Raw genomic sequence first — 21979 nt, 5'->3', positions numbered from 1 at the left:
TAACTGAAATTGTTACAAATAAGGAGGAAATGAAAAATGAAAATTGGTATTATAGGCGCAAGCGGGAAAGCGGGAAACGAGATTTTGAAAGAAGCGAAAACAAGAGGCCATGAAGTGACAGCCATCGTCAGAAACGCTTCAAAAGTGCAGGGGCAGGACGTAGCGGTTTTGGAAAAAGATGTGTTTGAACTGACTGCGGAAGACATCAAGCCTTTCGACGCAGTCGTAAACGCTTTTGGAGCAGCACCCGGCCAAGAACATCTTCATGTTGAAGCAGGAAGAGCACTCATCAACATCTTAAAGGACGCGAAGCACACAAGATTGCTTGTTGTTGGCGGAGCGGGAAGCCTGTTTGTTGATGAAGCCAAAACAACCCGTTTAATGGATACGCCGGAATTTCCGAAAGAATATTTGCCAACTGCATCAAATCAAGGCGAGAACCTGAAAGATTTGCAGCAGACAGACTCCATTTCCTGGACGTTCCTCAGTCCTGCGGCATTTTTTGATCCGGCAGGAAAACGGACTGGGTCTTACCAAAAAGGAAAAGACAATGTCATCGTAAATGCAAAAGGCGACAGCTATATCAGCTATGCAGATTATGCCATTGCTGTACTGGACGAGCTTGAACATCCCGAACACAAAAATGAACGCTTCACAGTGGTAAGCGAAGCGGAATAATAAAAAACCCGGAGCCAGCTCCGGGTTTTTCTCATTAATAAGTGCTGTACGTATCGCTGAAAAGGCCGTCAGCAATCCCAAGCATTAAAAAGATGAAGAAGGCGATAATCGCAAGAATGGATACAGCAATGCTTACGATCAAATAAATCCCTTGCATCTTTACGAATTTCGCGTAATTCTCCAGCATTAAGTCTCCAGACTGTCCGCTATTGTGTTCAGCCATTTGGCCTGCTTCCCTAGCTGACCTCATCAAAAAGATACCGGAAATAATTTGCAGTACGCCTGGCACGGCACCGATTAGAAAAATGAACGCGCCTGAAAGCGCGGTGATTGCGCCCATAATAATAAATAAAATGCCTGTAGCTTTTCCCCATTTCGAAATGCTGATGAGGGTTTTGTTCATTGTTTCAGGATTCATGTATACTGGCTCCCCTTTACAAAAAAATACTCACTTTTCTTTTATACACTATTTGTGAGAAGTTTTGTATAGAAAATAACATTTTGGGGATTGACCCTAACGTTGCGTGATTGTTTACGATAAAAAAGAGGAGGTGTTATGTATGAAATATCAAGTTAAACAAGTGGCGGAGATATCAGGTGTTAGCATTCGGACGCTTCATCACTATGACAATATTGAGCTTCTGAATCCTTCAGCGCTTACTGATGCTGGGTATCGTTTGTACAGTGACGCAGACCTGGAAAGACTGCAGCAGATTTTATTTTTCAAGGAAATCGGGTTTCGTCTGGATGAGATTAAAGAGATGCTGGATCATCCGAATTTTGACCGGAAAGCGGCACTTCAGTCGCAAAAGGAGATATTGATGAAGAAAAAACAAAGAATGGATGAGATGATTCAAACAATTGACAGGACGCTTTTGTCCGTTGATGGAGGGGAAACGATGAATAAGAGGGATTTATTTGCCGGATTAAGCATGAAAGACATTGAAGAGCATCAGCAGACATACGCTGATGAAGTCAGAAAGCTGTATGGTAAGGAAATCGCAGAAGAAACAGAGAAAAGGACATCTGCATACTCGGCAGATGATTGGCGCACAATCATGGCTGAATTTGATTCGATTTACAGACGAATTGCGGCGCGAATGAAGCATGGGCCCGATGATGCAGAGGTTCAGGCCGCAGTGGGGGCATTTCGCGATCATATTTGCCAATATCATTACGATTGCACACTCGACATTTTCAGAGGACTCGGGGAAGTGTATATCACTGACGAGCGATTTACCGATTCAATCAATCAATATGGAGAAGGTCTTGCCGCTTTTTTGCGGGAGGCGATCATCATTTACTGTGACCATCAGGAAAACCCCCGGCCGTAAAGGCTGGGGGTTTTCGCATCTTATAAGATCGGCGACAACAGCCGGGAGACGGATTCTTTTATTCGAATCCACAACGGGCGCTGCAGATACTCCTCATAGGTGAATTTTCTGGATACTAGCAAATCTTCTTTAAAAGTTGAAACCAGTTTTTTAGCAATGGTGATATCGTAAATAAATGCATTAACCTCAAAATTCAGCCTGAAGCTTCGGACATCAATGTTCGCTGTGCCGACTGAAGCGATTTCGTCATCCACCACGATGGTTTTCGCGTGAATAAAGCCGTTATCGTAAATATAGACAGTGGCTCCGGCTTTCAGCAGATCGCCGATATACGAAAGTGTCGCCCAGTATACAAAGGCGTGATCGGGCTTGTTCGGAATCATAATGTTAACGTCAATGCCCGAAAGGCAAGCGATCCTTAAAGCATCCAGCAGGCTTGCATCTGGGATAAAATAAGGTGTTTGTATCAAAATGGAACGCTTGGCGTTCGAAATCATTTTGATGTAGCCATTTTTAATTTGTTCCCATTCCGAATCAGGGCCGCTTGTGACAATCTGCATCCCGACGTTGCCTTTTGGGCCGTAATCAGGAAAGTGATTTGGAATATATGTCAGCGTATGGTGATGAGAAGCTTGGTTCCAGTCAAGGATGAACCGTGTTTGGATGGCGTGCACGGCCGTTCCTTGCAGCCGGATATGCGTATCCCGCCAATAACCGAATTTCGGATTAAGCCCTAGATACTCATCTCCGACGTTAAAGCCTCCGACATAACCGGTCATTCCGTCTATGATCACAAGCTTTCGATGGTTTCGGTAATTCAGCCGCAGGTTAATCGGCCTGAGCTTTGACGGGAAAAAGACCTCCACATGCCCGCCAGCCTCGCGAAGCTCTTTAAAAAACTTTTTTCTCAGCGTTCTGGACCCGAGTTCATCATAAAGCACTCTGACCTGAACACCTTCCTTCGCCTTTTGGATGAGAGCGTCCCGCAATTTTTTGCCTAATTCATCGCCTTTATAAATATAATACTGTAAATGGATATGATCCTTAGCCTTTGAAATGTCACTCAGCAGCCGCTGAAATTTATCCCGTCCATCTGTAATGACTTCAACTGAATTATCCTCTGTAAACACAGCATGGTTATTCATAATCAGCATATAAATTAAATCTTTGTTATCAAAGGTTGCCCGGTTGTTAAACTGAAATTGCTTGGTTTCTAAATCTTCAAGCTGATGCTTCAGCAGCCTTTCAATTCCAATCTTTTTCCGGTCTTCCCATTGAAACAAATGCTTGCGTCTGAGATTATGGCCGAATAATAAGTATAAAATAAAGCCTAAAACGGGAATAAAGAAAAGAACAAGCAGCCACGCCCAAGATGCACTGGCATCGCGCCGTTCTTTGAAGATGACAATGATGGCCAAAAGAATATTTAAAATGAAAAAAAGTGATAAAAGGATGGAAGAAATACTCACTTTGTAACCCCGCTCATTCATATTTATCAAGAAGATTGCCATTAGTATTCCATGAATAACAGTGATCTGATTCCCATTACAAATTATAACACTCACATTTTAAAAGAATAAAGAGCGGCGATCCAGATTCTTCGTGAAAAATACGGGCAGATTTCTTTAAAACCAGCTTGCACCTGCGTTAAAATAAACACATATGATAACGTTCGTGAAGCTTGAAACACCAAATAAAGGGGGAGGATTACATGAACTTTTACAGAGTCGAACAAATGCCGGGGTTCATCAAAACAGAAATGCAAAAAATTCAAAAGGCCGTACAGCCTTTCATGAAAAAAACCGTCATTTACCGTTTTCTTGCTATTCCGCTTGCTGCATTCTCTCTCTTTAATTTAGCTGCTTTTCTATTTCATGCTTCAGCTGACAGGGAGTCCCTGATCAGCGCAGGCATATTCGCCCTTTTGGCGGCGCTCGGGCTCGCATTTTTTAAAGAGGCAGGCTATCAGCATAAACAAATCCAAAAAACGGTTCACATCTATATGCTGAACAGGATCAAAAAGAGCGAAATCCTTTCAGAAGAGCGGAAAAGCTCCTACGCACGACAAATAAAGGAAGAGCCTTTTGCGATGCGGAGTTTTGTTGAATTTTTGACTGAGGAAGACAGACGCAAAAAAATGTATTAAAGAAGATCTGCACCCGGATTGTTGAGATTTTCCAGACGATCCGGGTGTGTTTTTTTGCATGCAGACACCCGAAATAAAAAGTGCGGTTTCGGATTGATTCCGACTTCATCCGTTTTTTTGATATTCATTTCTGGGTAACAGCGTTGCTTTGTTGATTTCCTCTACTAGAGATGTCTATTGTATGCTTGCTTCAGGATTTGGTGTTTACGCCGGCCTGCTTTGAATAGTCAAATAAAATAGGCATGGTTCCGTTTATATGGAACTCATGCCCTGTCCTGTCTCATCATTATTCAAACACCGGATCATCCTCATAATAATAAGAATCCGGATCATCATACGAAGGCGTGTTCTCAAAAGCAGCAATGCCGATTACCACCAGCACGAAAATGGCTACAATGATCCCGATCAGGACAGTAACGATACTGGATGCTGCATAAAACAGCTGCATTTTTATAAATGTCCCGTAATTTTCAAGCATGCTTTCGCCAGCGCTGCCGGTTAGATTTCCTTCGGCTTCCGCGGCTGCTTTTGCTGAGCGCATCAAAAATACGCCTGAAATAATGAGCAGTACGCCCGGAATGGCGCCAATCACTGTCATCAAAACAGAAAGAGTGACAAGCGATCCCATAATGATTAACAAGATGCCAGAAATTTTGCCCCACTTGGCAATGTCGGATAGCGACTTGACAGCAGAGGCACTCAGCTGGCGGGTCTCCTGCTCAACAGGTGCAGTCTCCTGTTTAACAAGGCTATTTTCTTCATTATGATTTTCAATTTCGTTTTCATCTTTATCCAGACTAATCATGAAAGCTCTCTCCCTAAAATTTTTAAATCGTATCTTTTCCCGTCCATTTCGGCGATGCCGGGGAATAGTCCCCATTCTGCAAACCCGTGCTTTTCAAACAGCTTCAGGCTTGGTTTATTATGCCCGAAAATGAAGGCCATAAGTGAGCGGATGCCAAGATTCGGGGCAATGCGGAGCGCTTCTTGAAGCAAATATGATCCAACACCTTTGCCGCGGCATGCTTCGTCAATGTATATGCTGACTTCCGCTGTTTTATTATAGGCTGGCCTTCCATAAAATGTTTCAAAGCTGATCCAGGCAGCGACGTTTCCGTTTTCATCCTCGGCCACATAGAGCGGACGTGCCTCTGTATGTCCCGAAAACCATTCCATCCGGTCTTCAGGAGTTACCGGTTCGGTATCGGCTGTTACCATTCGAGAAGCAATCGTTGAATTATAAATCGCAACAACAGCCTCCAGATCTTTATTTTCAGCAAGGCGCAATGTCATGTTCATACGTTTTTGGCACTCCTCTCAAAAAAATACATATTTTCGTTCAGTCTGTGCAAACTACATCTAAAAAAGTTTTTTTGGATAGGTTGTATATATTTTCAGAAAAGTGTTCAGAATGTTGCTGAGGTGATGAAACAATGAGAGAGGAAGAAAAGAAAACTTCTCAAGTCAAAAAACTTCAGCAGTTTTTTCGTAAACGCTGGGTGTTCCCTGCAATTTACTTAGTCAGTGCGGCCGTCATTTTAACAGCTGTCCTTTGGTATCAATCAGTATCAAATGATGAGGTAAAGGATCAGTTGGCTGATAACGGCGGAAACTCCGCATATGACAACAACGACGATGCAGTTGAAGTAGGAAAGTCAATGGAAAATGTCGCAATGCCGGTTGTTGATTCTGAAAACGTTTCTGTTGTGAAAAAGTTCTATGAAACCGATGCCGCAAAAGAAGAGAAAGAAGCAGCACTCGTTACCTATAATAACACGTACAGCCTAAGCAAAGGAATTGACTTAGCTGAGAAAGACGGAAAAGATTTCGATGTCTCTGCTTCTCTGAGCGGTACGGTTGTTAAAGCTGAAAAAGATCCAGTGCTGGGATATGTTGTGGAAGTAGAACATGCCGACGGTTTATCGACTGTGTATCAATCTCTTTCCGAAGTAAGCGTTGAGCAAGGTGACAAAGTAAAACAAAATCAAGTGATCGGAAAATCTGGCAAGAACCTTTACAGTGAAGACAGCGGAAACCACGTGCACTTTGAAATCCGTAAAGATGGGGTCGCAATGAATCCGTTAAACTTTATGGACAAACCAGTTTCTTCTATTGAAAAAGCAGCAGCTGCTGAAGAAAAAGCTGCCACCCAAGAAACAGAAGAATCCATTCAGCAATCTTCCGAGAAAAAGGACGGATCAACTGAAAAAGGAACAGAAGAAAAATCCGGTGAGAAAAAGGATGATTCGACTGACAAATCTGGTTCTAAAGAAAGCAGCACAACAGAAGACACTGAGCAGTCTTAATGAAGACAGCGTCTATCCTTGTGATGGACGTTTTTTTTCTGTTACTTTTTGCATAATGTCATCGTCTATGTAGTTACACATAGGCACGTTTGCTATAAAGGAGGTTATGCTGTGAATCGTCTATTGCTTGCGGGATGGACCCTGTTTATTCTGCTCTCTGTCTGTACGGAAAGCTTCAGCGGCATGGTCGTGTCACAAACGGTGGCTTTTCATTTTCAGCCGCACCCTGATATGTCTCGTTTTTTAGACATGGATTTTACAGAGCTTGCTATACCTGAAGCGTTTATTCAAAAAATCGGACATGCGTTTTCCTTCTTTGTGCTGACATATTTGCTGTGGAAACAGCGGGGCAGCATAAGATCAGCTTCAGCCGGCTCATTTGCGTTTGCTTTTTTTACAGAAGTTCTTCAGCTCTTCTTCAGCAGGAACGGTTGTATCCGGGATGTGCTTATCGATGCTGTTGGTATTGGATTGTTTTATGGTTTATATGTGTTGGCGAAGCGAAGAAAACAAGAGATGTATGAGAAATATTAAAGCCGGCTGTCTTGGTTAAAGACGCCGGCTTTTGTCTTTCTTAGAAATTTTGATCGGTTGGTTTTTTCGTCAGTTTATTGATAATGGTTTCATAAATCCTCACGACCAAATCGACGAACGGGCGAAGCAGATCTGAAAATCTAAAGAAAAGGAACCCGATAATGATGGCGACAACGAGGCTGCCCAATACATCTACCGGATAGTGATGTCCCACCCAAATTCTCGAAAAGCCTGTCAAAAGCCCAAAAATGACAAGCGGCCAGCCGATTTTGCGGTTTCTGAAAAGCATCGCAATAGAAATCGCTAATGCACCTGTCGTGTGGTCACTTGGAAATGAAGCATCCGCAGCATGCGGAATCAGTGTATGCACTGTATGCGCAACGAACGGGCGCGGTTCGAAATAAACAAGCGTAATCAAATAGTTGATCACAAGGCCTGCAATTCCTGTGATGCCTGCGTATAGCACATGTTTTCTGCTTTGTGTGTTCCCAAACAGCCAGATTGCCAATAGGATAAGGGCATAGGCGACAATGGCATATTCCGTGATGAAGACCATAATGGAATCGAGAACTGAATTGTGATGAGATAGTCCATGGATTGCTTTAAAAATTTCGTAGTTCAAATAATCACCTTTTACATTTTTATATTTAGTAGACTAATCTTACTCATGAAAAGTTTCAAATAAAAATAGAGATTGTCTGAAATAACGGCGCTTGAAGAGAATTCGAAGAGGAATCGCGGTTTCTGGGGGGGATTCTGTGCACAAAAAAAGAGATCCGGAGTGTCCGAATCTCGTACCGATATTAAAGTGCTTCAGGTCCTTCTTCGCCTGTGCGGATGTTGATCGTATTGCTGATTTCATAGACAAATATTTTACCGTCACCCGGTGATCCCGTTTTCAGCACCCTTTTAGCGGTCTCAGTCACTTGATCAACAGGAACCTTGCTGACCACAATTTCTATTTTTAAACGCTCGTATACATTGCTTTCTATTTTTACCCCTCGATAGAGCTCCGTATGTGCTTTTTGAAGGCCGCAGCCGTGTACATTGGAGAAAGTCAGAGAGGTCACTCCGATTTTTCCGAGTTCCTGCTTCAGCTTTTCAAAATTTGCCGGACGCGTTACAATTTCTACCTTGAACATTTGACCGCTCATAGCGTCACTCCTCACATAGAATCTTGATATGCTTTTTCCCCGTGCATCGTTAAGTCAAGCCCAAGTGACTCTTCTTCTTCAGTTGCGCGAAGGGGAAGGAAGAGGCTTACCAATTTAATAATAACGAAAGTGACAATAAATACAAAAACATAAGTGGCGGCGATGGCGACGATTTGTTTCCAGATTAAGCTTGCATCACCGTAAAATAACCCATCTGCGCCCGCTGAGTTAACAGAGGTTGTTGCGAATAATCCTGTTGCGATTCCGCCCCATGTGCCGCCGATCCCGTGCAGGCCAAAGGCGTCAAGCGCGTCGTCGTATCCGAATTTCTTTTTAAGCGAGAATACTCCCCAGAAACAAACAGCTCCGCCGATGATGCCGATAATAATGGAAGCGAACGGTGTGACAAATCCGGCAGCCGGCGTAATGGCGACAAGCCCGGCGATTGCGCCAGATACCGCTCCGAGCATTGTCGGTTTTTTGTTAATGATCCATTCTACTAAGATCCAGCCGGCGATCCCGGCTGCAGCCGCGGTGTTTGTGTTGATGAACGCGTACATGGCTACACCATCTAAAGTCAAAGCGCTGCCGACGTTAAAGCCGAACCAGCCGAACCAAATCAAAGCTCCTCCTAAGAAGGTGTAAATGAGGTTATGCGGAGAAGACGCTGTACCGTCTTTCCGTTTGCCGAGCACAATGGCAAGAACAAGTCCTGCCACACCGGAGGAAATATGAACAACATTGCCGCCAGCAAAATCGAGCGCTCCAAGCTGGCCGATCCAGCCGCCGCCCCATACCCAGTGCGCTACGGGTGTGTAAACCAAAGAGGCCCATAAAACCGAGAATAAAAGAAAAGCGCCGAATCGCATCCGCTCTGCGAAGGCCCCGGAAATAATCGCTGTAGTCAGAACGGCAAACGTCATTTGGAACATCATAAATAACGAGTGGGGGATGGTATCGCTGTAATCTCCCGGATCAAATCCGACCCCTTTGAGGCCGGCCCACTCCAGCCCGCCGATGATTGAATTGCCTGGTGCGAAGGCAAGTGTATATCCGAACAGCACCCAAACGATGGAAACGATGGCAATGGAAGAGAAACTGTGCATGGCAGTGCTCAGCACATTTTTGCTCTTTACCATTCCTCCATAAAATAACGCTAATCCCGGGGTCATCAGCCACACGAGTAAAGCGCAAAAGAACATAAAAACTGTATCGCCCATTTGCATGTCTCATTCCTCCGTATCTTTCAGAATAAAAAGCAATTATTATATTTCTTCATTATAGAGAAAAAAGAATGATAAAACATTTTCATGTAAGATTTCCTAACATGGTTTTTAAGAAATGTTATCGAGGGACGGAAAGAAAGGAGAACGACATTTTTTACGATATAAGACTTTGTATCTATAAAAGAAGCTATTCATATGAGCTGAAAAGGGAATTTACATTAATTAGAATACTATATACTGTATTAATTGTACTATATCAAATAATACACCGAGGGGGATGTATGATGAAGAAAGGCGGCAGACTGAGGAAAGCGGTACGCAAGTCGATTCCCGCGACGTTCCGATTGTTTTTAGCCTTTAATTTTTTCGTGTACGGTCTGGCGAAAGTGGTAATTGGCCAGTTTGGCGAGGTGACGCCTGAAATCGAGGCGGCTGCCGGGAAGGGGTTTACGATCGCGTGGACATTTTTCGGTTATTCTCATATCTATGAACTGTTTATAGGTTTTGGTGAAATCCTGGCAGCTGTTTTATTAGTAATTCCGCGAACGGCTGCATTAGGGGCGGTTATTTTTATGCCCATTATTGTGAACATCGTCTTGATTAACTATTGTTTTGATATTGGCGTGCAGGATCTTAGCACGATATTAATGGTTATGTGTCTCATCCTGCTTTGGATGGACCGCCGCAAATTCACAGGCATTTTCAGGCAGGAACCGATAGACAGCAGGCAGGTGATGAAGCGATGACGCCCCTTATGATTACAGTGCTTGCCGGTTTGTTCGTATGCACAACCTGTTACTACTACATAAAAGAAAAATCATGAGACAACGTTCCTTCTGAGAATTTCACAAGCATCATAAAAGAACTTAGGCAGTGTGAAGAGTAAAATATGCAATGTGAGAAACACTAACAGTATCAGGAGGAGACGTATGATGAATACACTCAACATTGATTTTCAGAAAACAGCATTGGTTATCATTGATTTACAAAAGGGGATTGTGCCGATTGATCAAAGCGGCCAGGTTGTCCCGAACGCGAAAAAGCTCGTAGATGAATTTCGGAAACATAACGGGTTCATCAGCTTTGTAAATGTAGCCTTTCATGATGGAGCGGACGCCCTGAAGCCGCAAACGGATGAGCCTGCGCAGGGAGGTTCAGGGAAAATGCCGGCGGACTGGGCCGAATTTGTTCCGGAAATCGGTGTGCAGGATGGCGATTATACTGTGACAAAACGGCAATGGGGTGCTTTTTTTGGCACAGATTTAGACTTGCAGCTCAGACGCCGCGGCATTGATACGATTGTATTGTGCGGCATCGCAACGAATATCGGGGTGGAAAGCACAGCACGGGAGGCATTTCAGCTTGGCTATCAGCAGATTTTTATTACAGATGCCATGTCCACATTTAGCGATGAAGAGCATGAAGCCACACTGCGCTTTATTTTCCCGAGAATCGGTAAATCGCGGACAACGGAAGAGTTTCTGGAACAAGTGAAATGATGTTATCGAAAAAAAGCCGGGCTGTTTTTTTAACAGCGGTGGCTTCGGGAACAATGCTGAATCCGCTGAACTCGTCTATGATCTCTCTTGCGCTCCATAGCATCCAGCATGAGTTTCACCTCTCGTTTACAACGGTTTCCTGGCTGATTTCCTCGTTTTACTTGGCGAGTGCCGTGGCACAGCCCGTAACGGGGAAGCTCGGTGATTTGATTGGGCGGAAACGCTTGTTTTTATTCGGGCTTATTCTTGTTGCGGTTTCTGCCATCGGGGCGCCGTTTGCGCCGACGTTTATGACATTATTGGTCATGCGGCTGTTTCAATCGGTGGGGAGCAGTGCGATTTATCCGTCAGGTGTCGGCTTGATTCGGAATCATATTCATGAGCGCCAAGCTTCAGCCTTGGCTGTACTCTCTATTTTTGCGTCCGCCATGACGGCGCTGGGGCCGACAGTCGGCGGGTTTTTGATTGTATGGGGAGGCTGGCCGGCGATCTTTATCGTTAATTTGCCGTTTATAATCCCCAGCTTCTTATTGGGCCTGTATATGTTCCCGAAAGATCAGAAAAAAGGGGCGGGAATCAAAACCATTATTCAGCAGCTCGACATTCTTGGAATTGTTTTATTTGCCGGGGGAATCATTTTCCTTCTATCCTTTTTGCTGTCGTTCAGCACGTCGCCGCATGCGGTTGAAGGTGTGCTTGGCTTGCTTCTGCTCTGTGCGTTTGTCTGGCGCGAGCTGAAAACGGATAAGCCGTTTATTGATGTCCGTCTGTTTAAAACACAGCGAAACCTGTCAGCCGTGTATGTTCAGTTTATTTTATTGAATGTTTTCTTCTATTGTTTATTTTTTGGTCTGCCAAGTTACTTTCAGGATGAAATGCATCTTTCTGTTCAAACGAGCGGCCTGTTTATGCTGTTTATGTCTGGAATGAGCATCGTTGTGTCACCTCTAACTGGCAAATGGATCGACCGATCTGGTGTCGTCAAGCCGATCTTTGCGGGAGCGCTTTTGATGACGGCTGGAGCCGTGCTCTTAACCATCTTTTTTATCAATGTCCAGACCATCGGTAAAGGGCTCATTCTGTCGCTCCTGGGTATAGGCTACGGACTGGGCAATGTCGCGCTTCAGGCAGCGATGCTGAAAACGAGTCCTTCCAACATGGTAGGAACGACTTCAGGCCTGTTTCAAACCTGCCGTTACCTAGGATCGATTTTGTCTTCGGTGATCCTTGGCATTCTTTTTGGTAAAGAAATCACGGCAGCCCATTTTGATATGATGGGAATCATTATGACCATAGCGGGCGGAGCGAGCCTGTTAATGGCTGTGAGATTTGCTGCATTAATGAAAACTGCATCTTAAGAAAGAGACGGGCTCTGAGGTCTGTCTCTTTTTCTTGTTTAAGCTGTTCAAATACAAATGGGAAAATTGTATATCATAGCCAGTGTTATTGTCTGACTCTTCAGTTATATTAAGTGACATCTGATGTCAAAAAACATAACGTGATGACATATAGACAATATGGAAAGGGGAGCCGGCTATGAAATTAAAAGAGAGTCAGCAGCAATCCAACAGGCTGAGCAATGAAGATCTGGTGCCTTTGGGACAGGAAAAACGGACGTGGAAAGCAATGAACTTTGCCTCCATTTGGATGGGATGTATACATAACATACCGACCTACGCGACGGTGGGGGGATTAATTGCGATCGGCCTTTCGCCTTGGCAGGTGCTGGCGATCATTATTACGGCATCACTTATCCTATTTGGCGCTCTTGCCTTAAACGGCCATGCGGGGACAAAATACGGGCTGCCGTTTCCCGTGATCATTCGGGCTTCTTACGGGATATACGGCGCGAATATCCCCGCGCTTCTAAGGGCGTTTACAGCTATCATGTGGCTTGGCATCCAGACCTTTGCGGGCAGCACGGCACTGAACATTTTGCTTTTGAATATGTGGCCAGGCTGGGGAGAAATTGGCGGCGAGTGGAACATTCTCGGCATTCACTTGTCCGGTTTGCTTTCCTTTGTATTCTTTTGGGCCATTCATTTACTCGTATTGCATCACGGCATGGAGTCGATTAAACGTTTTGAGGTGTGGGCAGGGCCTTTAGTGTATCTGGTATTTGGCGGCATGGTATGGTGGGCCGTTGATATTGCCGGAGGATTGGGCCCGATATACTCTCAACCAGGAAAGTTTCATACGTTTTCAGAAACATTCTGGCCGTTTGCTGCCGGAGTTACTGGCATCATCGGCATCTGGGCGACATTGATCTTAAATATACCTGATTTTACACGGTTTGCTGAAACACAAAAAGAGCAAATCAAAGGACAATTTTACGGTTTGCCGGGAACATTTGCGCTGTTCGCATTCGCTAGTATTACGGTGACCTCCGGCTCGCAGGTCGCGTTCGGAGAGCCGATTTGGGATGTTGTCGATATTTTGGCGCGGTTTGATAACCCTTATGTCATCGTCTTGTCCGTGATCACGCTCTGCATCGCCACGATCTCTGTAAATGTTGCGGCGAACATCGTATCGCCCGCTTATGATATAGCGAATGCCCTGCCGAAATATATCAATTTCAAACGTGGCAGCTTTATCACAGCGTTGCTCGCTTTATTTACGGTTCCATGGAAGCTGATGGAGAGCGCGACAAGCGTGTATGCGTTTCTTGGATTAATAGGCGGCATGCTTGGACCGGTGGCAGGCGTGATGATGGCCGACTATTTTATCATTCGCAAACGTGAGCTCTCGGTAGATGACCTGTATTCCGAAACAGGACGGTATGTGTATTGGAAGGGCTACAATTACCGTGCGTTTGCAGCCACAATGTTAGGAGCGCTGATTTCGCTGATTGGCATGTATGTTCCTGTATTGAAGAGCTTATACGATATTTCTTGGTTTGTAGGTGTGCTGATTTCCTTTCTTTTCTACATTGTTCTGATGCGTGTTCACCCGCCTGCATCATTGGCAATTGAAACAGTTGAACATGCGCAGGTCCGCCAGGCTGAATAAGATCTATTTAGACGGTATATTTTCATATTTTTGAAATGGTTTTCCATAAATAGAACATTTATAATGGTTTTAGAAATCTATTCTAAAACGAAATGGGAATCGAAAATGAGAAAATGGTATTTTATTCTTTTGGCGGGTGTTTTAACGTCTGTCATCCTCGCTTTCGTTTATGATAAGACAAAAGCGAATGAGGAAGGATCTGGGGATTATCTGTATGTTTCGCCAAATGGCAGTGATCAAAATGAAGGAACAAAAGAAAAGCCGTTTCGTACATTGGCACACGCATCTGAGAAGGCTGCTGCCGGCACAACTGTCATGATTCGGGAGGGCACGTATCATGAGACCCTTGATGTAAAGCACAGCGGTACGGACGGAAAGCCTATCACATTCCGAAACTATGAAAATGAAAACGTCGTGATTAGCGGTGAATCCGTTGCGGACGCTGAATATGAAACACCGCTTATTCGTATTCACGATAAACATGACATTGCCATCAGCGGTTTAACAATTCAAGATCTTTCTGTTTCATCTGAGGAAGCAACTGCTATAGGGATTTATGTATCAGGGTCCAGCAGTCATATCGCCATTAAGGATAATCACATCCGGGGGATTAAGACAACAGCGGATGAAGGAAATGCTCACGGAATCGCAGTTTATGGGACTGGCAGCATGAAAGACATCCGAATCGAGGACAATACAGTTGAGAAACTGACGCTTGGAGCGAGTGAAGCAGTTGTGCTGAACGGTAATATCGACGGCTTCACAGTTGCAGGCAATGTGGTCCGCAACAATAATAACATCGGGATTGATCTAATTGGTTATGAGGGAACCGCGGATAAAAACGATTACGTGCGAAACGGAGTCGTAGAAAACAATACAGTTTATCAAAACTCGACTTACGGCAATCCTGCTTATGGAGATGAATACTCAGCGGGCGGGATTTATGTCGATGGAGGACACGATATCGACATTAAGAACAACACAGTTTACGATAACGATATTGGGATTGAAGCAACGTCTGAACACAAAGGAAAGTATGCAAATGCCATTCAGATCACAGACAACAAAGTGTACAACAATGCGTACACCGGTATTTCAATCGGAGGATATGACAAAAAGCGGGGCGGCACCAGCAATTCTCTGATTGCCCGCAATATTATGTACCGGAATGACACAAAGGGACTGTACGGCGGACAGCTGCTGCTGCAGTACGATACGAAAAACAACACAATTGAAAAGAATATATTGACCGCCGGTGATTCCAGATTATTTATCGGAAACGATTTTACAGAAAATGAAGGAAATACGGTCAATCATAACGTGTACCACAAGGAAGCGGATCAAGACGGCATATGGATGTGGAAAAAGAAAGAATATGATTCATTCTCTTCGTATCGAAAAGCAACAAAAAACGATCAGCAATCCATTTATGCCGATCCGATGTTTCGTGATGAAGCGTCCTATGATTTTTCGTTAGATCCTGATTCACCTGCGCGGCCTGTCATTGAATAATTGCTATAAGCGGCGTTCTCTCGTTCAACCGAGAGGGACGCCGTTTTTTATATGCAAAAAAGACTGCCGGGATTTCCCGGCAGCCTGAAATTTATTCTGCAATAGACACTTTTCCTTCAGCCTCTGCAGGTTTTTTCTGGCTCCACGTATAGAGAAGCAGAGCAATTAAAACGAACAGCCCCGCTGTTAAATAAATGGCAGAGAAGCCGGCAGATGCTACAAACAATCCGAATACATACGATCCTACAGCAATTCCGCTGTCAAAGAAGGTAAAGAACGTTGCCGTTGCAAAACCGGAGCGGTGAGCCGGAGATTTCTGAATCGCCAATGTTTGCATGCAAGGAACGATTGATCCGTAGCCAAGACCGATAACCGCCCCTGAAAGCAGAAGCATTAAGCCGCTATGTGTGAAGGACAGCATGCAGAGTCCAACAGAGAAAATCAGGATTGATGGATAAATGACAATGCCCGGTCCGACTTTGTCGAACAATTTCCCTGTGAACGGGCGTGCAATCATCATTGTCACCGCAAAACAAACAAAGAAATATCCGCTGATATCCGAAAGGTCAACTGATTTGGCGAATACAGACAGATATGATGTGACTGTTGAATAACAGAAAGAAATAAACAAACCGACCGTCGCAATTTTGAGTGCGCCCTTTTCAAACATATCCGAGAACGCAAAACGGAATACAGTCGTACCGCTGTCCTTACTTTGCGGCACTTTTATCAAGAACGAAACAAGTAAGCCCGCAACCATAAACAGCGCAAAGGCTGTAAAGAATACAGGAAAGCTTACCACTCTCATCAAATTCAGACCAAGGAAAGGTCCGATCGCCATAGCGAGGTTCATAGACATGGCAAAGTATCCAAGCCCTTCACCGCGCCGTTTGGCTGGAATAATATCAGCGGCAATTGCACCTGTAACAGTCGTTAAAATGCTGAACCAAATTCCTTGGAAGAACCGCAATCCGAGCAGCAGGGAAAAGTTATGAATCGGCATATACAGAAAAGATGATAGGGCGAAGAGCGCCATTGATACAATCGCCATTCTTTTCTTCCCGAAACGCTCAACGATGGCTCCGGAGAAAGGCCGTGTAATGATCGCAGACAGAAGGAACAGGCTGATTAAAAGCCCGCCTTGTGATTCTGTGCCGCCAAGCTCTTGCAGCGTATAGATCGGCAATACAGTTAAAAATGTATAAAAGAACACAAACACAAATAAATTGACAAGCAGGACCATAATAAAATCCTTGGTCCATATCGCATCCGCTTTTTTCAAATGTATGTCACTTCCTTATTTTCATTGTTGTAAAAACATGCGGAATAAATGAGAAAAAGCTTCTTTATCTTCATCCCGGAAATCAGCAAGCAGCTCTTCCTCGAATTTCAGCATTTTCACATTGATTTCTTCGTATTTTTTCTCGGCTTCTTTTGTGAGGACAACAAGTTTTTCCCGTTTGTCTTCACCTTGCCGTCTCTGAACCCAGCCGTTCTCCTCCAGGCGTTTGATCGTCCGAGTCACAGTCGGCGCTTCCACATTTAAATAGGACCAAATCTCTTTTTGAGTCATTGGTCCGATCGTACGCAAACAATATAAAACTGACCATTGAGATGAATAAAGGCCGAATGGCTCTAGCTGTTCATTGGCTTTCTTGGCAATCAGGCGGGCGCTTTGGTTGATTTGATGAATGAGGTGTCTGTTGACGTAGGACATGTCGGTCTCCTTCTAAAAAACTTACCTAAGTAACTAATTGCTTATTTCATTTTACAGGAGCGATCAATAGTTGTAAAGATGAAAATTTAGTGACGCGAAATAGTTTGCTGAATCTGAAAAAGTTTGTTTCACCCCTTGTCCTTATTGAGTTTTTAGCATATTCCCAAAAGAATGCTAATACACTGTTACAAACCTAACAAAGAGAGTGTTTGAGGTGAGGGATCGTGGGCATATTTCACAAACTTACTTTTAAAACCATACAACGAAGAAGCGGCATAATGAACGACTCTTTACAGAATACGGATCTCATTTCACACTTCTCACATCCATTTTAGGGAGGTCGAGTGGTGTGCACGATTACATCAAAGAGCGAACAATCAAGATAGGGAAGTACATCGTGGAGACAAAGAAAACCGTTCGTGTCATTGCGAAGGAATTTGGTGTTTCCAAAAGTACAGTACACAAGGATTTAACAGAGCGTCTGCCTGAAATTAACCCCGACTTGGCAAACGAAGTGAAAGAAATACTCGATTATCATAAATCCATCAGGCATTTAAGAGGAGGAGAAGCGACAAAGCTCAAATATAAAAAAGATGAAATTCTCGAAGGAGAGCCTGTTCAGCAATCGTAATCACCTGGCATTGCCTTCTTGAAATCGTTCATAAAACATCCGCAAAAATTTGTAAAGAACTTATTGTGCTTCCAACTTTTTTTCTATATTTTATGATAATATATATAATTAGGGCACAATGTGGATATTTACTGTGAAACAGATTTTCAAGGAGGATATAAATAGATGTTTGCAAGGGATATTGGTATTGACCTCGGTACTGCAAATGTACTGATCCATGTTAAAGGTAAAGGAATTGTTCTGAATGAACCTTCCGTTGTTGCACTTGATAAAAACAGCGGCAAAGTGCTGGCGGTTGGCGAAGAGGCAAGACGAATGGTTGGACGTACACCTGGGAATATTGTTGCGATTCGCCCGCTGAAAGACGGAGTTATTGCTGACTTTGAAGTAACAGAAGCCATGCTGAAACATTTTATTAACAAGCTGAATGTAAAAGGCCTGTTCTCAAAGCCGCGCATGCTCATTTGCTGCCCGACGAATATTACATCCGTTGAGCAAAAAGCAATTAAAGAAGCTGCAGAAAAAAGCGGCGGGAAACATGTGTACCTTGAAGAAGAACCTAAAGTTGCCGCTATCGGCGCGGGTATGGAAATATTCCAGCCAAGCGGTAACATGGTTGTAGACATCGGAGGCGGGACGACGGATATCGCGGTTATTTCAATGGGCGATATTGTCACCTCCTCTTCTATTAAAATGGCTGGGGACAAGTTTGACATGGAAATCTTAAATTATATCAAACGCGAGTACAAGCTGCTGATCGGTGAACGTACTGCGGAGGATATTAAGATTAAAGTCGCAACTGTTTTCCCAGACGCACGTCACGAGGAAATTTCCATTCGCGGACGGGACATGGTTTCCGGTCTTCCAAGAACAATTACAGTAAACAGTAAAGAAGTTGAAGAAGCCCTTCGTGAATCTGTCGCTGTTATTGTTCAGGCTGCGAAACAAGTACTCGAAAGAACACCGCCTGAACTTTCTGCTGATATTATTGACCGCGGCGTTATTATTACCGGCGGAGGCGCGCTCTTAAACGGCCTTGACCAGCTGCTTGCTGAAGAGCTGAAGGTACCGGTCCTTGTTGCTGAAAATCCTATGGATTGCGTAGCCATCGGCACAGGTGTCATGCTTGATAATATGGACAAGCTTCCTAAACGCAAACTAAGCTGATTTCACAAACCTCATTCTGAAAAAGAATGAGGTTTTTTTATGAAAAAGCCTTCACGAAAAGATGTTAAATGACGATAATAGGATAAAATACTGAGTTTTTATTATAGAACGAACGTTCCTATATGACAACTGGAAAAAATGCCATTTTTAGAGGTGGGAAATTTGTTAAAAGGATTATATACAGCAACATCCGCAATGATTGCCCAGCAGCGAAGAACGGAAATGCTTTCAAATAATATTGCTAACGCAAATACATCAGGATATAAAGCTGATCAAGGCTCTATGCGCGCGTTCCCTGAGATGCTGCTCAGCAGAATAGAATCAAAATCTCCGGCCGGGACATCAAGGACGGAAATCGGTTCCGTGAATACCGGAGTATATATGCAGGAGCTCAAGCCTCTCTTTACACAGGGAAGCCTGAAGTCCACAGACCAGCCTACAGACATTGCATTGATCGAAAATCAAGTTCCGATGAATGCGGAAACCAATGAAAAAGCTGCTCTGTTTTATCCGGTTCAAACAGCGGATGGAATCCGTTATTCAAAAAGCAGCACATTTTCACTAAATGAGAACAATCAGCTGACGATCAACGGACGCCCTATTTTATCGACGGATCGCCAGCCAATCACTGTTGATAATGAGAATTTCACTGTGTCTGAAAACGGTACTGTGACAACGAACGGACGCACAGCCGGCCAGATTGATGTCAGAATGGCGGAAGATGTCCGCAATCTCAAACGGGACGGAAATGATTTGTACAGCACGGCGGACGGTAATGATCTGCCAAGCGCAGCCGGAAACAATCAGGTATCCTATTCATTAAAACAAGGCGTCTCAGAGCTTTCAAACGTGGATGTGACAAGCGCCTATACAGAAATGACTGAAGCGTACAGATCGTTTGAGGCGAATCAGAAGGTTATTCAGGCTTACGATAAAAGTATGGATAAAGCAGCAAATGAAATTGGAAAAATTTAAGATAACGGAAGAAAAAACGGGGGACATCAACTATGCTCAGGTCAATGCTAACGGCATCAACAACCTTAAACCAGCTGCAGCAGCAGATTGACACAATCAGCAGCAACCTTTCAAACAGCAACACAACCGGCTATAAGGCAAAAGATACGAATTTTTCTGAGCTTGTCAGACAGCAATTCGATCAGGTTGATGAAAAAAACGAGGAAGTGGCAAAAGCCCGAAAAACGCCGCCCGGCTTACGCCTTGGCGTCGGAGCGATGATGAATTCACGCCTGGTCTCTGATCAAGGAAGCATTCAGAAGACCGATCGCGATCTGGATATCGCATTTACGTCTCCATACCAGTATCTTCAGGTAAATGTAAATGGAAACCGCCAGTATACGAGGGACGGGGCGCTGTATGTAACGCCGTCTGCTGCGAATGCCAACCAGCTGCAGCTCGTCACTGGAAATGGGTATCCCGTACTTGATGAGAACGGCAATACAGTGAACATCGACAGCTCAATGAAGAATATCACCATCAATAAGAACGGCACCTTAACCGCATCTGACGGAAACGCGGTTCAGCGGTTTAATCTTGGCGTTGTCCAAGTGAATAACCCTCAAGAGCTGAAATCCGAAGGGAATAACCTTTTCTCTATTGATAATGCGGCAGCTTTTGAAGAGCTAAACGGCGCTAATAGACAAAACATCGGCATGCAGCAGGGCTCACTTGAGATGTCCAATGTCGATATTTCAGAACAAATGACAGATTTGATCACGTCCCAGCGTTCATATCAGCTGAACAGCAGAACGATCACAATGGGAGATCAAATGCTCGGTTTAATCAATTCAGTCAGATAATAAGAAAATGGGCGTTTTTCAATCAGCCGCGCATGATAAAAAAAGCGGCTTTTTCGAAATCGTCCTTTTTTTTGTAGTATTCCGTAATATCTTCTAACAGCACTTCTAAATCCACCCACGCCTCGATTTTTTCTAATTCAAGCACATATTCGAGCAGCTGCTCATAAGGGTCTTCGGCTGATGTGTAGAGGGCTTCAAGCGTTTTTAATTTTAAATAAATGGTTTGAATGTCTACCTTTTCAGATAATTCTTTTCCTTTTTGAAGGACGGCTTTAGCTTCTGTGATGTTCCCTGTTTTAAAAAGCGCTCTGACAGACTCGTACACACAATGAAGATATGAGACTGGTGAATTCATTTCAAATTCTTGATTCTTTAATACTTTTCTAAAGTAAAGAAGCGCTTCCTGGTCTTTTTTCTCGGTCGCTTTTAAAAAGCCAAGGTTATAATAAGCATGGCATAGCAGGTTTTCGTCATGTAGTTGCTGGGTTTTTTTAATGATTTCTTTGAAAAGCTGTTCAGCTTTTTCATAGCGTTCTTGATCAATATAATTCACGGCGAGCAAAAGTTTACAGGTGATTACCTTTTTGATATAGCCGAATTGGTGTAAATAGATGTGTAATGCTTTTTTGACGTATTGGATGGAAAGCGGCGGTGATTTCATCAAGTAATAGGCGCCGGCGGTTTGATAATATAAATCAGCGGCTTCAAACGTATTGTGAATGGCGGCCAGGTACTGTTCAGCTTTTTTAAAATGATGTACTGCATGTTTCGGAGCTGTTTTTACCATCTCATATAACCCAGAGAAAAAATACAGATAATATTTCAATTCATCATCCATTTTGTCTTCCAGGCCATATAGGTCATCGAACAATGAATCGAGTCCGTTCTGGTTTTCAAAAAGCAGCTGATGGCGGGCCTGAAACAATTGATAACGCATCCAAAGTTTTGTGTTCTTTTTGATCTTCGGAAGGTGCTGGTCAATTTTCTCTTTCAGTGTGCAAACGTGATTCATTTTGCGTTTGCTCATTGCGGAATACCACTCGTCTAACATGTTTAGCATTCTTTTTTCAATAAACTTCGAAATCATTTTCCTACCTCTTTGCTATTGGTAAAATCTATAATTATCATATCATAACTTTTGACGGCTCTCATTGACAGTTGGTTACATTTTAGCGCGGTTGAAAAAGAGATTAATTCATAATATACTTTTCAAATGTACAGATTGGATCTTTGATGATTGCTATACATA

26 protein-coding genes are annotated in these 21979 nt (G+C 43.7%); 15 read left to right on the top strand and 11 right to left on the bottom strand.

The window, feature by feature from the left end; all coding sequences use genetic code 11:
* Nucleotides 1-36 precede the first annotated feature (36 nt).
* Nucleotides 37-678, top strand: coding sequence for an NAD(P)-dependent oxidoreductase (locus NSQ16_RS19090; RefSeq protein ID WP_029726052.1), 642 nt, complete (start codon nucleotides 37-39; stop codon nucleotides 676-678).
* A 34-nt stretch (nucleotides 679-712) separates the two neighbouring features.
* On the opposite strand, the gene NSQ16_RS19085 is transcribed toward NSQ16_RS19090, so the two are convergent.
* Complete coding sequence (locus NSQ16_RS19085; RefSeq protein WP_033884918.1) at nucleotides 713-1096, bottom strand: DUF5362 family protein; 384 nt, start codon at nucleotides 1094-1096, stop codon at nucleotides 713-715.
* A 142-nt stretch (nucleotides 1097-1238) separates the two neighbouring features.
* On the opposite strand from NSQ16_RS19085, the gene mta reads away from it, so the two are divergent.
* Complete coding sequence (gene mta, locus NSQ16_RS19080) at nucleotides 1239-2012, top strand: transcriptional activator Mta (RefSeq protein ID WP_015483809.1); 774 nt, start codon at nucleotides 1239-1241, stop codon at nucleotides 2010-2012.
* A 20-nt stretch (nucleotides 2013-2032) separates the two neighbouring features.
* Here the strand turns inward: mta and cls are convergent, their stop codons facing one another.
* A complete protein-coding gene (gene cls, locus NSQ16_RS19075) occupies nucleotides 2033-3481 on the bottom strand; it encodes a cardiolipin synthase (RefSeq protein WP_015714858.1) in 1449 nt (482 codons plus the stop codon).
* Nucleotides 3482-3723: 242 nt separating this feature from the next.
* On the opposite strand from cls, the gene NSQ16_RS19070 reads away from it, so the two are divergent.
* Entirely contained in the window at nucleotides 3724-4158 is a 435-nt protein-coding gene (locus tag NSQ16_RS19070; RefSeq protein ID WP_003244359.1) for a DUF5392 family protein, read from the top strand.
* Here the strand turns inward: NSQ16_RS19070 and NSQ16_RS19065 are convergent.
* The 3 genes from NSQ16_RS19065 to NSQ16_RS19055 all read right to left on the bottom strand — a co-directional run bounded on the left by NSQ16_RS19065 (nucleotide 4155) and on the right by NSQ16_RS19055 (nucleotide 5451).
* Nucleotides 4155-4286 carry a hypothetical protein gene (locus tag NSQ16_RS19065; RefSeq protein ID WP_003227748.1) on the bottom strand — a complete coding sequence of 44 codons (132 nt, stop codon included), beginning with the start codon at nucleotides 4284-4286 and terminating at the stop codon, nucleotides 4155-4157. The two genes, NSQ16_RS19070 and NSQ16_RS19065, sit on opposite strands and share 4 nt — an antisense overlap.
* 158 nt (nucleotides 4287-4444) lie before the next feature.
* A complete protein-coding gene (locus tag NSQ16_RS19060; protein ID WP_015714857.1) occupies nucleotides 4445-4963 on the bottom strand; it encodes a DUF5362 family protein in 519 nt (172 codons plus the stop codon).
* On the bottom strand, nucleotides 4960-5451 hold the full coding sequence (locus NSQ16_RS19055; RefSeq protein WP_072173812.1) for a GNAT family N-acetyltransferase: 492 nt from the start codon (nucleotides 5449-5451) through the stop codon (nucleotides 4960-4962). The genes NSQ16_RS19060 and NSQ16_RS19055 overlap by 4 nt, the downstream gene beginning before the upstream one ends.
* Nucleotides 5452-5591: 140 nt before the next feature.
* On the opposite strand from NSQ16_RS19055, the gene spoIIQ reads away from it, so the two are divergent.
* Together spoIIQ and NSQ16_RS19045 are read left to right on the top strand one after the other, a co-directional pair.
* Entirely contained in the window at nucleotides 5592-6464 is an 873-nt protein-coding gene (gene spoIIQ, locus NSQ16_RS19050) for a stage II sporulation protein spoIIQ (RefSeq protein WP_014481160.1), read from the top strand.
* 111 nt (nucleotides 6465-6575) lie between these two features.
* The gene (locus NSQ16_RS19045) at nucleotides 6576-6998 is read left to right on the top strand and encodes a VanZ family protein (protein ID WP_339232396.1); all 423 of its coding nucleotides are present in this window, start codon (nucleotides 6576-6578) and stop codon (nucleotides 6996-6998) included.
* Nucleotides 6999-7038: 40 nt separating this feature from the next.
* Here the strand turns inward: NSQ16_RS19045 and bcrC are convergent, their stop codons facing one another.
* The 3 genes from bcrC to amtB form a co-directional block, all read right to left on the bottom strand.
* Entirely contained in the window at nucleotides 7039-7620 is a 582-nt protein-coding gene (gene bcrC / locus NSQ16_RS19040; RefSeq protein WP_024573494.1) for an undecaprenyl-diphosphate phosphatase BcrC, read from the bottom strand.
* A gap of 181 nt (nucleotides 7621-7801) precedes the next feature.
* Nucleotides 7802-8152 (bottom strand): P-II family nitrogen regulator, encoded by a 351-nt coding sequence (locus NSQ16_RS19035; RefSeq protein WP_003221829.1) that lies wholly within the window; start codon nucleotides 8150-8152, stop codon nucleotides 7802-7804.
* Nucleotides 8153-8163: 11 nt separating this feature from the next.
* A complete protein-coding gene (amtB, locus tag NSQ16_RS19030) occupies nucleotides 8164-9378 on the bottom strand; it encodes an ammonium transporter AmtB (protein ID WP_015714853.1) in 1215 nt (404 codons plus the stop codon).
* A 281-nt stretch (nucleotides 9379-9659) separates the two neighbouring features.
* On the opposite strand from amtB, the gene NSQ16_RS19025 reads away from it, so the two are divergent.
* The 5 genes from NSQ16_RS19025 to NSQ16_RS19005 all read left to right on the top strand — a co-directional run bounded on the left by NSQ16_RS19025 (nucleotide 9660) and on the right by NSQ16_RS19005 (nucleotide 15398).
* Nucleotides 9660-10124: a hypothetical protein gene (locus NSQ16_RS19025; RefSeq protein ID WP_080475152.1), complete on the top strand. Its 465-nt coding sequence runs from the start codon at nucleotides 9660-9662 to the stop codon at nucleotides 10122-10124.
* Between the two features lie 183 nt (nucleotides 10125-10307).
* Complete coding sequence (locus NSQ16_RS19020; protein ID WP_015251033.1) at nucleotides 10308-10877, top strand: hydrolase; 570 nt, start codon at nucleotides 10308-10310, stop codon at nucleotides 10875-10877.
* Nucleotides 10877-12235, top strand: coding sequence for an MFS transporter (locus NSQ16_RS19015; RefSeq protein WP_230488682.1), 1359 nt, complete (start codon nucleotides 10877-10879; stop codon nucleotides 12233-12235). The genes NSQ16_RS19020 and NSQ16_RS19015 overlap by 1 nt, the downstream gene beginning before the upstream one ends.
* Nucleotides 12236-12413: 178 nt before the next feature.
* Complete coding sequence (gene pucI, locus NSQ16_RS19010; protein WP_003243156.1) at nucleotides 12414-13886, top strand: allantoin permease; 1473 nt, start codon at nucleotides 12414-12416, stop codon at nucleotides 13884-13886.
* 105 nt (nucleotides 13887-13991) lie between these two features.
* Complete coding sequence (locus NSQ16_RS19005; RefSeq protein ID WP_230488594.1) at nucleotides 13992-15398, top strand: right-handed parallel beta-helix repeat-containing protein; 1407 nt, start codon at nucleotides 13992-13994, stop codon at nucleotides 15396-15398.
* A 91-nt stretch (nucleotides 15399-15489) separates the two neighbouring features.
* On the opposite strand, the gene NSQ16_RS19000 is transcribed toward NSQ16_RS19005, so the two are convergent.
* Together NSQ16_RS19000 and NSQ16_RS18995 are read right to left on the bottom strand one after the other, a co-directional pair.
* Nucleotides 15490-16680, bottom strand: a complete 1191-nt coding sequence (locus NSQ16_RS19000; RefSeq protein WP_003227769.1) for an MFS transporter — start codon at nucleotides 16678-16680, stop codon at nucleotides 15490-15492.
* Between the two features lie 21 nt (nucleotides 16681-16701).
* The gene (locus NSQ16_RS18995) at nucleotides 16702-17115 is read right to left on the bottom strand and encodes a MarR family transcriptional regulator (RefSeq protein ID WP_003227771.1); all 414 of its coding nucleotides are present in this window, start codon (nucleotides 17113-17115) and stop codon (nucleotides 16702-16704) included.
* 224 nt (nucleotides 17116-17339) lie between these two features.
* Here NSQ16_RS18995 and NSQ16_RS18990 point away from each other — a divergent pair, with 224 nt between their 5' ends.
* The 5 genes from NSQ16_RS18990 to flhP all read left to right on the top strand — a co-directional run bounded on the left by NSQ16_RS18990 (nucleotide 17340) and on the right by flhP (nucleotide 20730).
* Nucleotides 17340-17450: a protein usd gene (locus tag NSQ16_RS18990; RefSeq protein ID WP_010886628.1), complete on the top strand. Its 111-nt coding sequence runs from the start codon at nucleotides 17340-17342 to the stop codon at nucleotides 17448-17450.
* Nucleotides 17451-17464: 14 nt separating this feature from the next.
* On the top strand, nucleotides 17465-17746 hold the full coding sequence (spoIIID, locus tag NSQ16_RS18985) for a sporulation transcriptional regulator SpoIIID (RefSeq protein WP_003221804.1): 282 nt from the start codon (nucleotides 17465-17467) through the stop codon (nucleotides 17744-17746).
* A 165-nt stretch (nucleotides 17747-17911) separates the two neighbouring features.
* Nucleotides 17912-18913: a cell shape-determining protein Mbl gene (gene mbl, locus NSQ16_RS18980; RefSeq protein ID WP_003227776.1), complete on the top strand. Its 1002-nt coding sequence runs from the start codon at nucleotides 17912-17914 to the stop codon at nucleotides 18911-18913.
* Between the two features lie 162 nt (nucleotides 18914-19075).
* Nucleotides 19076-19888 (top strand): flagellar hook-basal body complex protein FlhO, encoded by an 813-nt coding sequence (flhO, locus tag NSQ16_RS18975; RefSeq protein ID WP_015251036.1) that lies wholly within the window; start codon nucleotides 19076-19078, stop codon nucleotides 19886-19888.
* Between the two features lie 32 nt (nucleotides 19889-19920).
* The gene (flhP, locus tag NSQ16_RS18970; RefSeq protein ID WP_014478212.1) at nucleotides 19921-20730 is read left to right on the top strand and encodes a flagellar hook-basal body complex protein FlhP; all 810 of its coding nucleotides are present in this window, start codon (nucleotides 19921-19923) and stop codon (nucleotides 20728-20730) included.
* Between the two features lie 22 nt (nucleotides 20731-20752).
* Here the strand turns inward: flhP and rapD are convergent, their stop codons facing one another.
* Nucleotides 20753-21817, bottom strand: coding sequence for an aspartate phosphatase RapD (gene rapD, locus NSQ16_RS18965; RefSeq protein WP_048654784.1), 1065 nt, complete (start codon nucleotides 21815-21817; stop codon nucleotides 20753-20755).
* Between the last annotated feature and the right edge of the window lie 162 nt (nucleotides 21818-21979).

The organism is Bacillus sp. PS108, assembly GCF_037963335.1.
GTDB classification, from domain to species: domain Bacteria; phylum Bacillota; class Bacilli; order Bacillales; family Bacillaceae; genus Bacillus; species Bacillus subtilis.
Note: the sequence above shows the minus strand (reverse complement) of the source record. Positions and strands in the feature narration are given on the sequence as shown.

What these genes read in the sequence shown, in the direction of transcription:
- NSQ16_RS19090 (WP_029726052.1), top strand. Translation starts at nt 37, where the DNA reads ATGAAAATTGGTATTATAGGCGCAAGCGGGAAAGCGGGAAACGAGATT.
- NSQ16_RS19085 (WP_033884918.1), bottom strand. Translation starts at nt 1,096, where the DNA reads ATGAATCCTGAAACAATGAACAAAACCCTCATCAGCATTTCGAAATGG.
- mta (WP_015483809.1), top strand. Translation starts at nt 1,239, where the DNA reads ATGAAATATCAAGTTAAACAAGTGGCGGAGATATCAGGTGTTAGCATT.
- NSQ16_RS19070 (WP_003244359.1), top strand. Translation starts at nt 3,724, where the DNA reads ATGAACTTTTACAGAGTCGAACAAATGCCGGGGTTCATCAAAACAGAA.
- NSQ16_RS19065 (WP_003227748.1), bottom strand. Translation starts at nt 4,286, where the DNA reads ATGAATATCAAAAAAACGGATGAAGTCGGAATCAATCCGAAACCGCAC.
- NSQ16_RS19060 (WP_015714857.1), bottom strand. Translation starts at nt 4,963, where the DNA reads ATGATTAGTCTGGATAAAGATGAAAACGAAATTGAAAATCATAATGAA.
- NSQ16_RS19055 (WP_072173812.1), bottom strand. Translation starts at nt 5,451, where the DNA reads ATGACATTGCGCCTTGCTGAAAATAAAGATCTGGAGGCTGTTGTTGCG.
- spoIIQ (WP_014481160.1), top strand. Translation starts at nt 5,592, where the DNA reads ATGAGAGAGGAAGAAAAGAAAACTTCTCAAGTCAAAAAACTTCAGCAG.
- NSQ16_RS19035 (WP_003221829.1), bottom strand. Translation starts at nt 8,152, where the DNA reads ATGAGCGGTCAAATGTTCAAGGTAGAAATTGTAACGCGTCCGGCAAAT.
- amtB (WP_015714853.1), bottom strand. Translation starts at nt 9,378, where the DNA reads ATGCAAATGGGCGATACAGTTTTTATGTTCTTTTGCGCTTTACTCGTG.
- NSQ16_RS19025 (WP_080475152.1), top strand. Translation starts at nt 9,660, where the DNA reads ATGATGAAGAAAGGCGGCAGACTGAGGAAAGCGGTACGCAAGTCGATT.
- NSQ16_RS19020 (WP_015251033.1), top strand. Translation starts at nt 10,308, where the DNA reads ATGATGAATACACTCAACATTGATTTTCAGAAAACAGCATTGGTTATC.
- NSQ16_RS19015 (WP_230488682.1), top strand. Translation starts at nt 10,877, where the DNA reads ATGTTATCGAAAAAAAGCCGGGCTGTTTTTTTAACAGCGGTGGCTTCG.
- pucI (WP_003243156.1), top strand. Translation starts at nt 12,414, where the DNA reads ATGAAATTAAAAGAGAGTCAGCAGCAATCCAACAGGCTGAGCAATGAA.
- NSQ16_RS19005 (WP_230488594.1), top strand. Translation starts at nt 13,992, where the DNA reads ATGAGAAAATGGTATTTTATTCTTTTGGCGGGTGTTTTAACGTCTGTC.
- NSQ16_RS18995 (WP_003227771.1), bottom strand. Translation starts at nt 17,115, where the DNA reads ATGTCCTACGTCAACAGACACCTCATTCATCAAATCAACCAAAGCGCC.
- mbl (WP_003227776.1), top strand. Translation starts at nt 17,912, where the DNA reads ATGTTTGCAAGGGATATTGGTATTGACCTCGGTACTGCAAATGTACTG.
- flhP (WP_014478212.1), top strand. Translation starts at nt 19,921, where the DNA reads ATGCTCAGGTCAATGCTAACGGCATCAACAACCTTAAACCAGCTGCAG.
- rapD (WP_048654784.1), bottom strand. Translation starts at nt 21,817, where the DNA reads ATGATTTCGAAGTTTATTGAAAAAAGAATGCTAAACATGTTAGACGAG.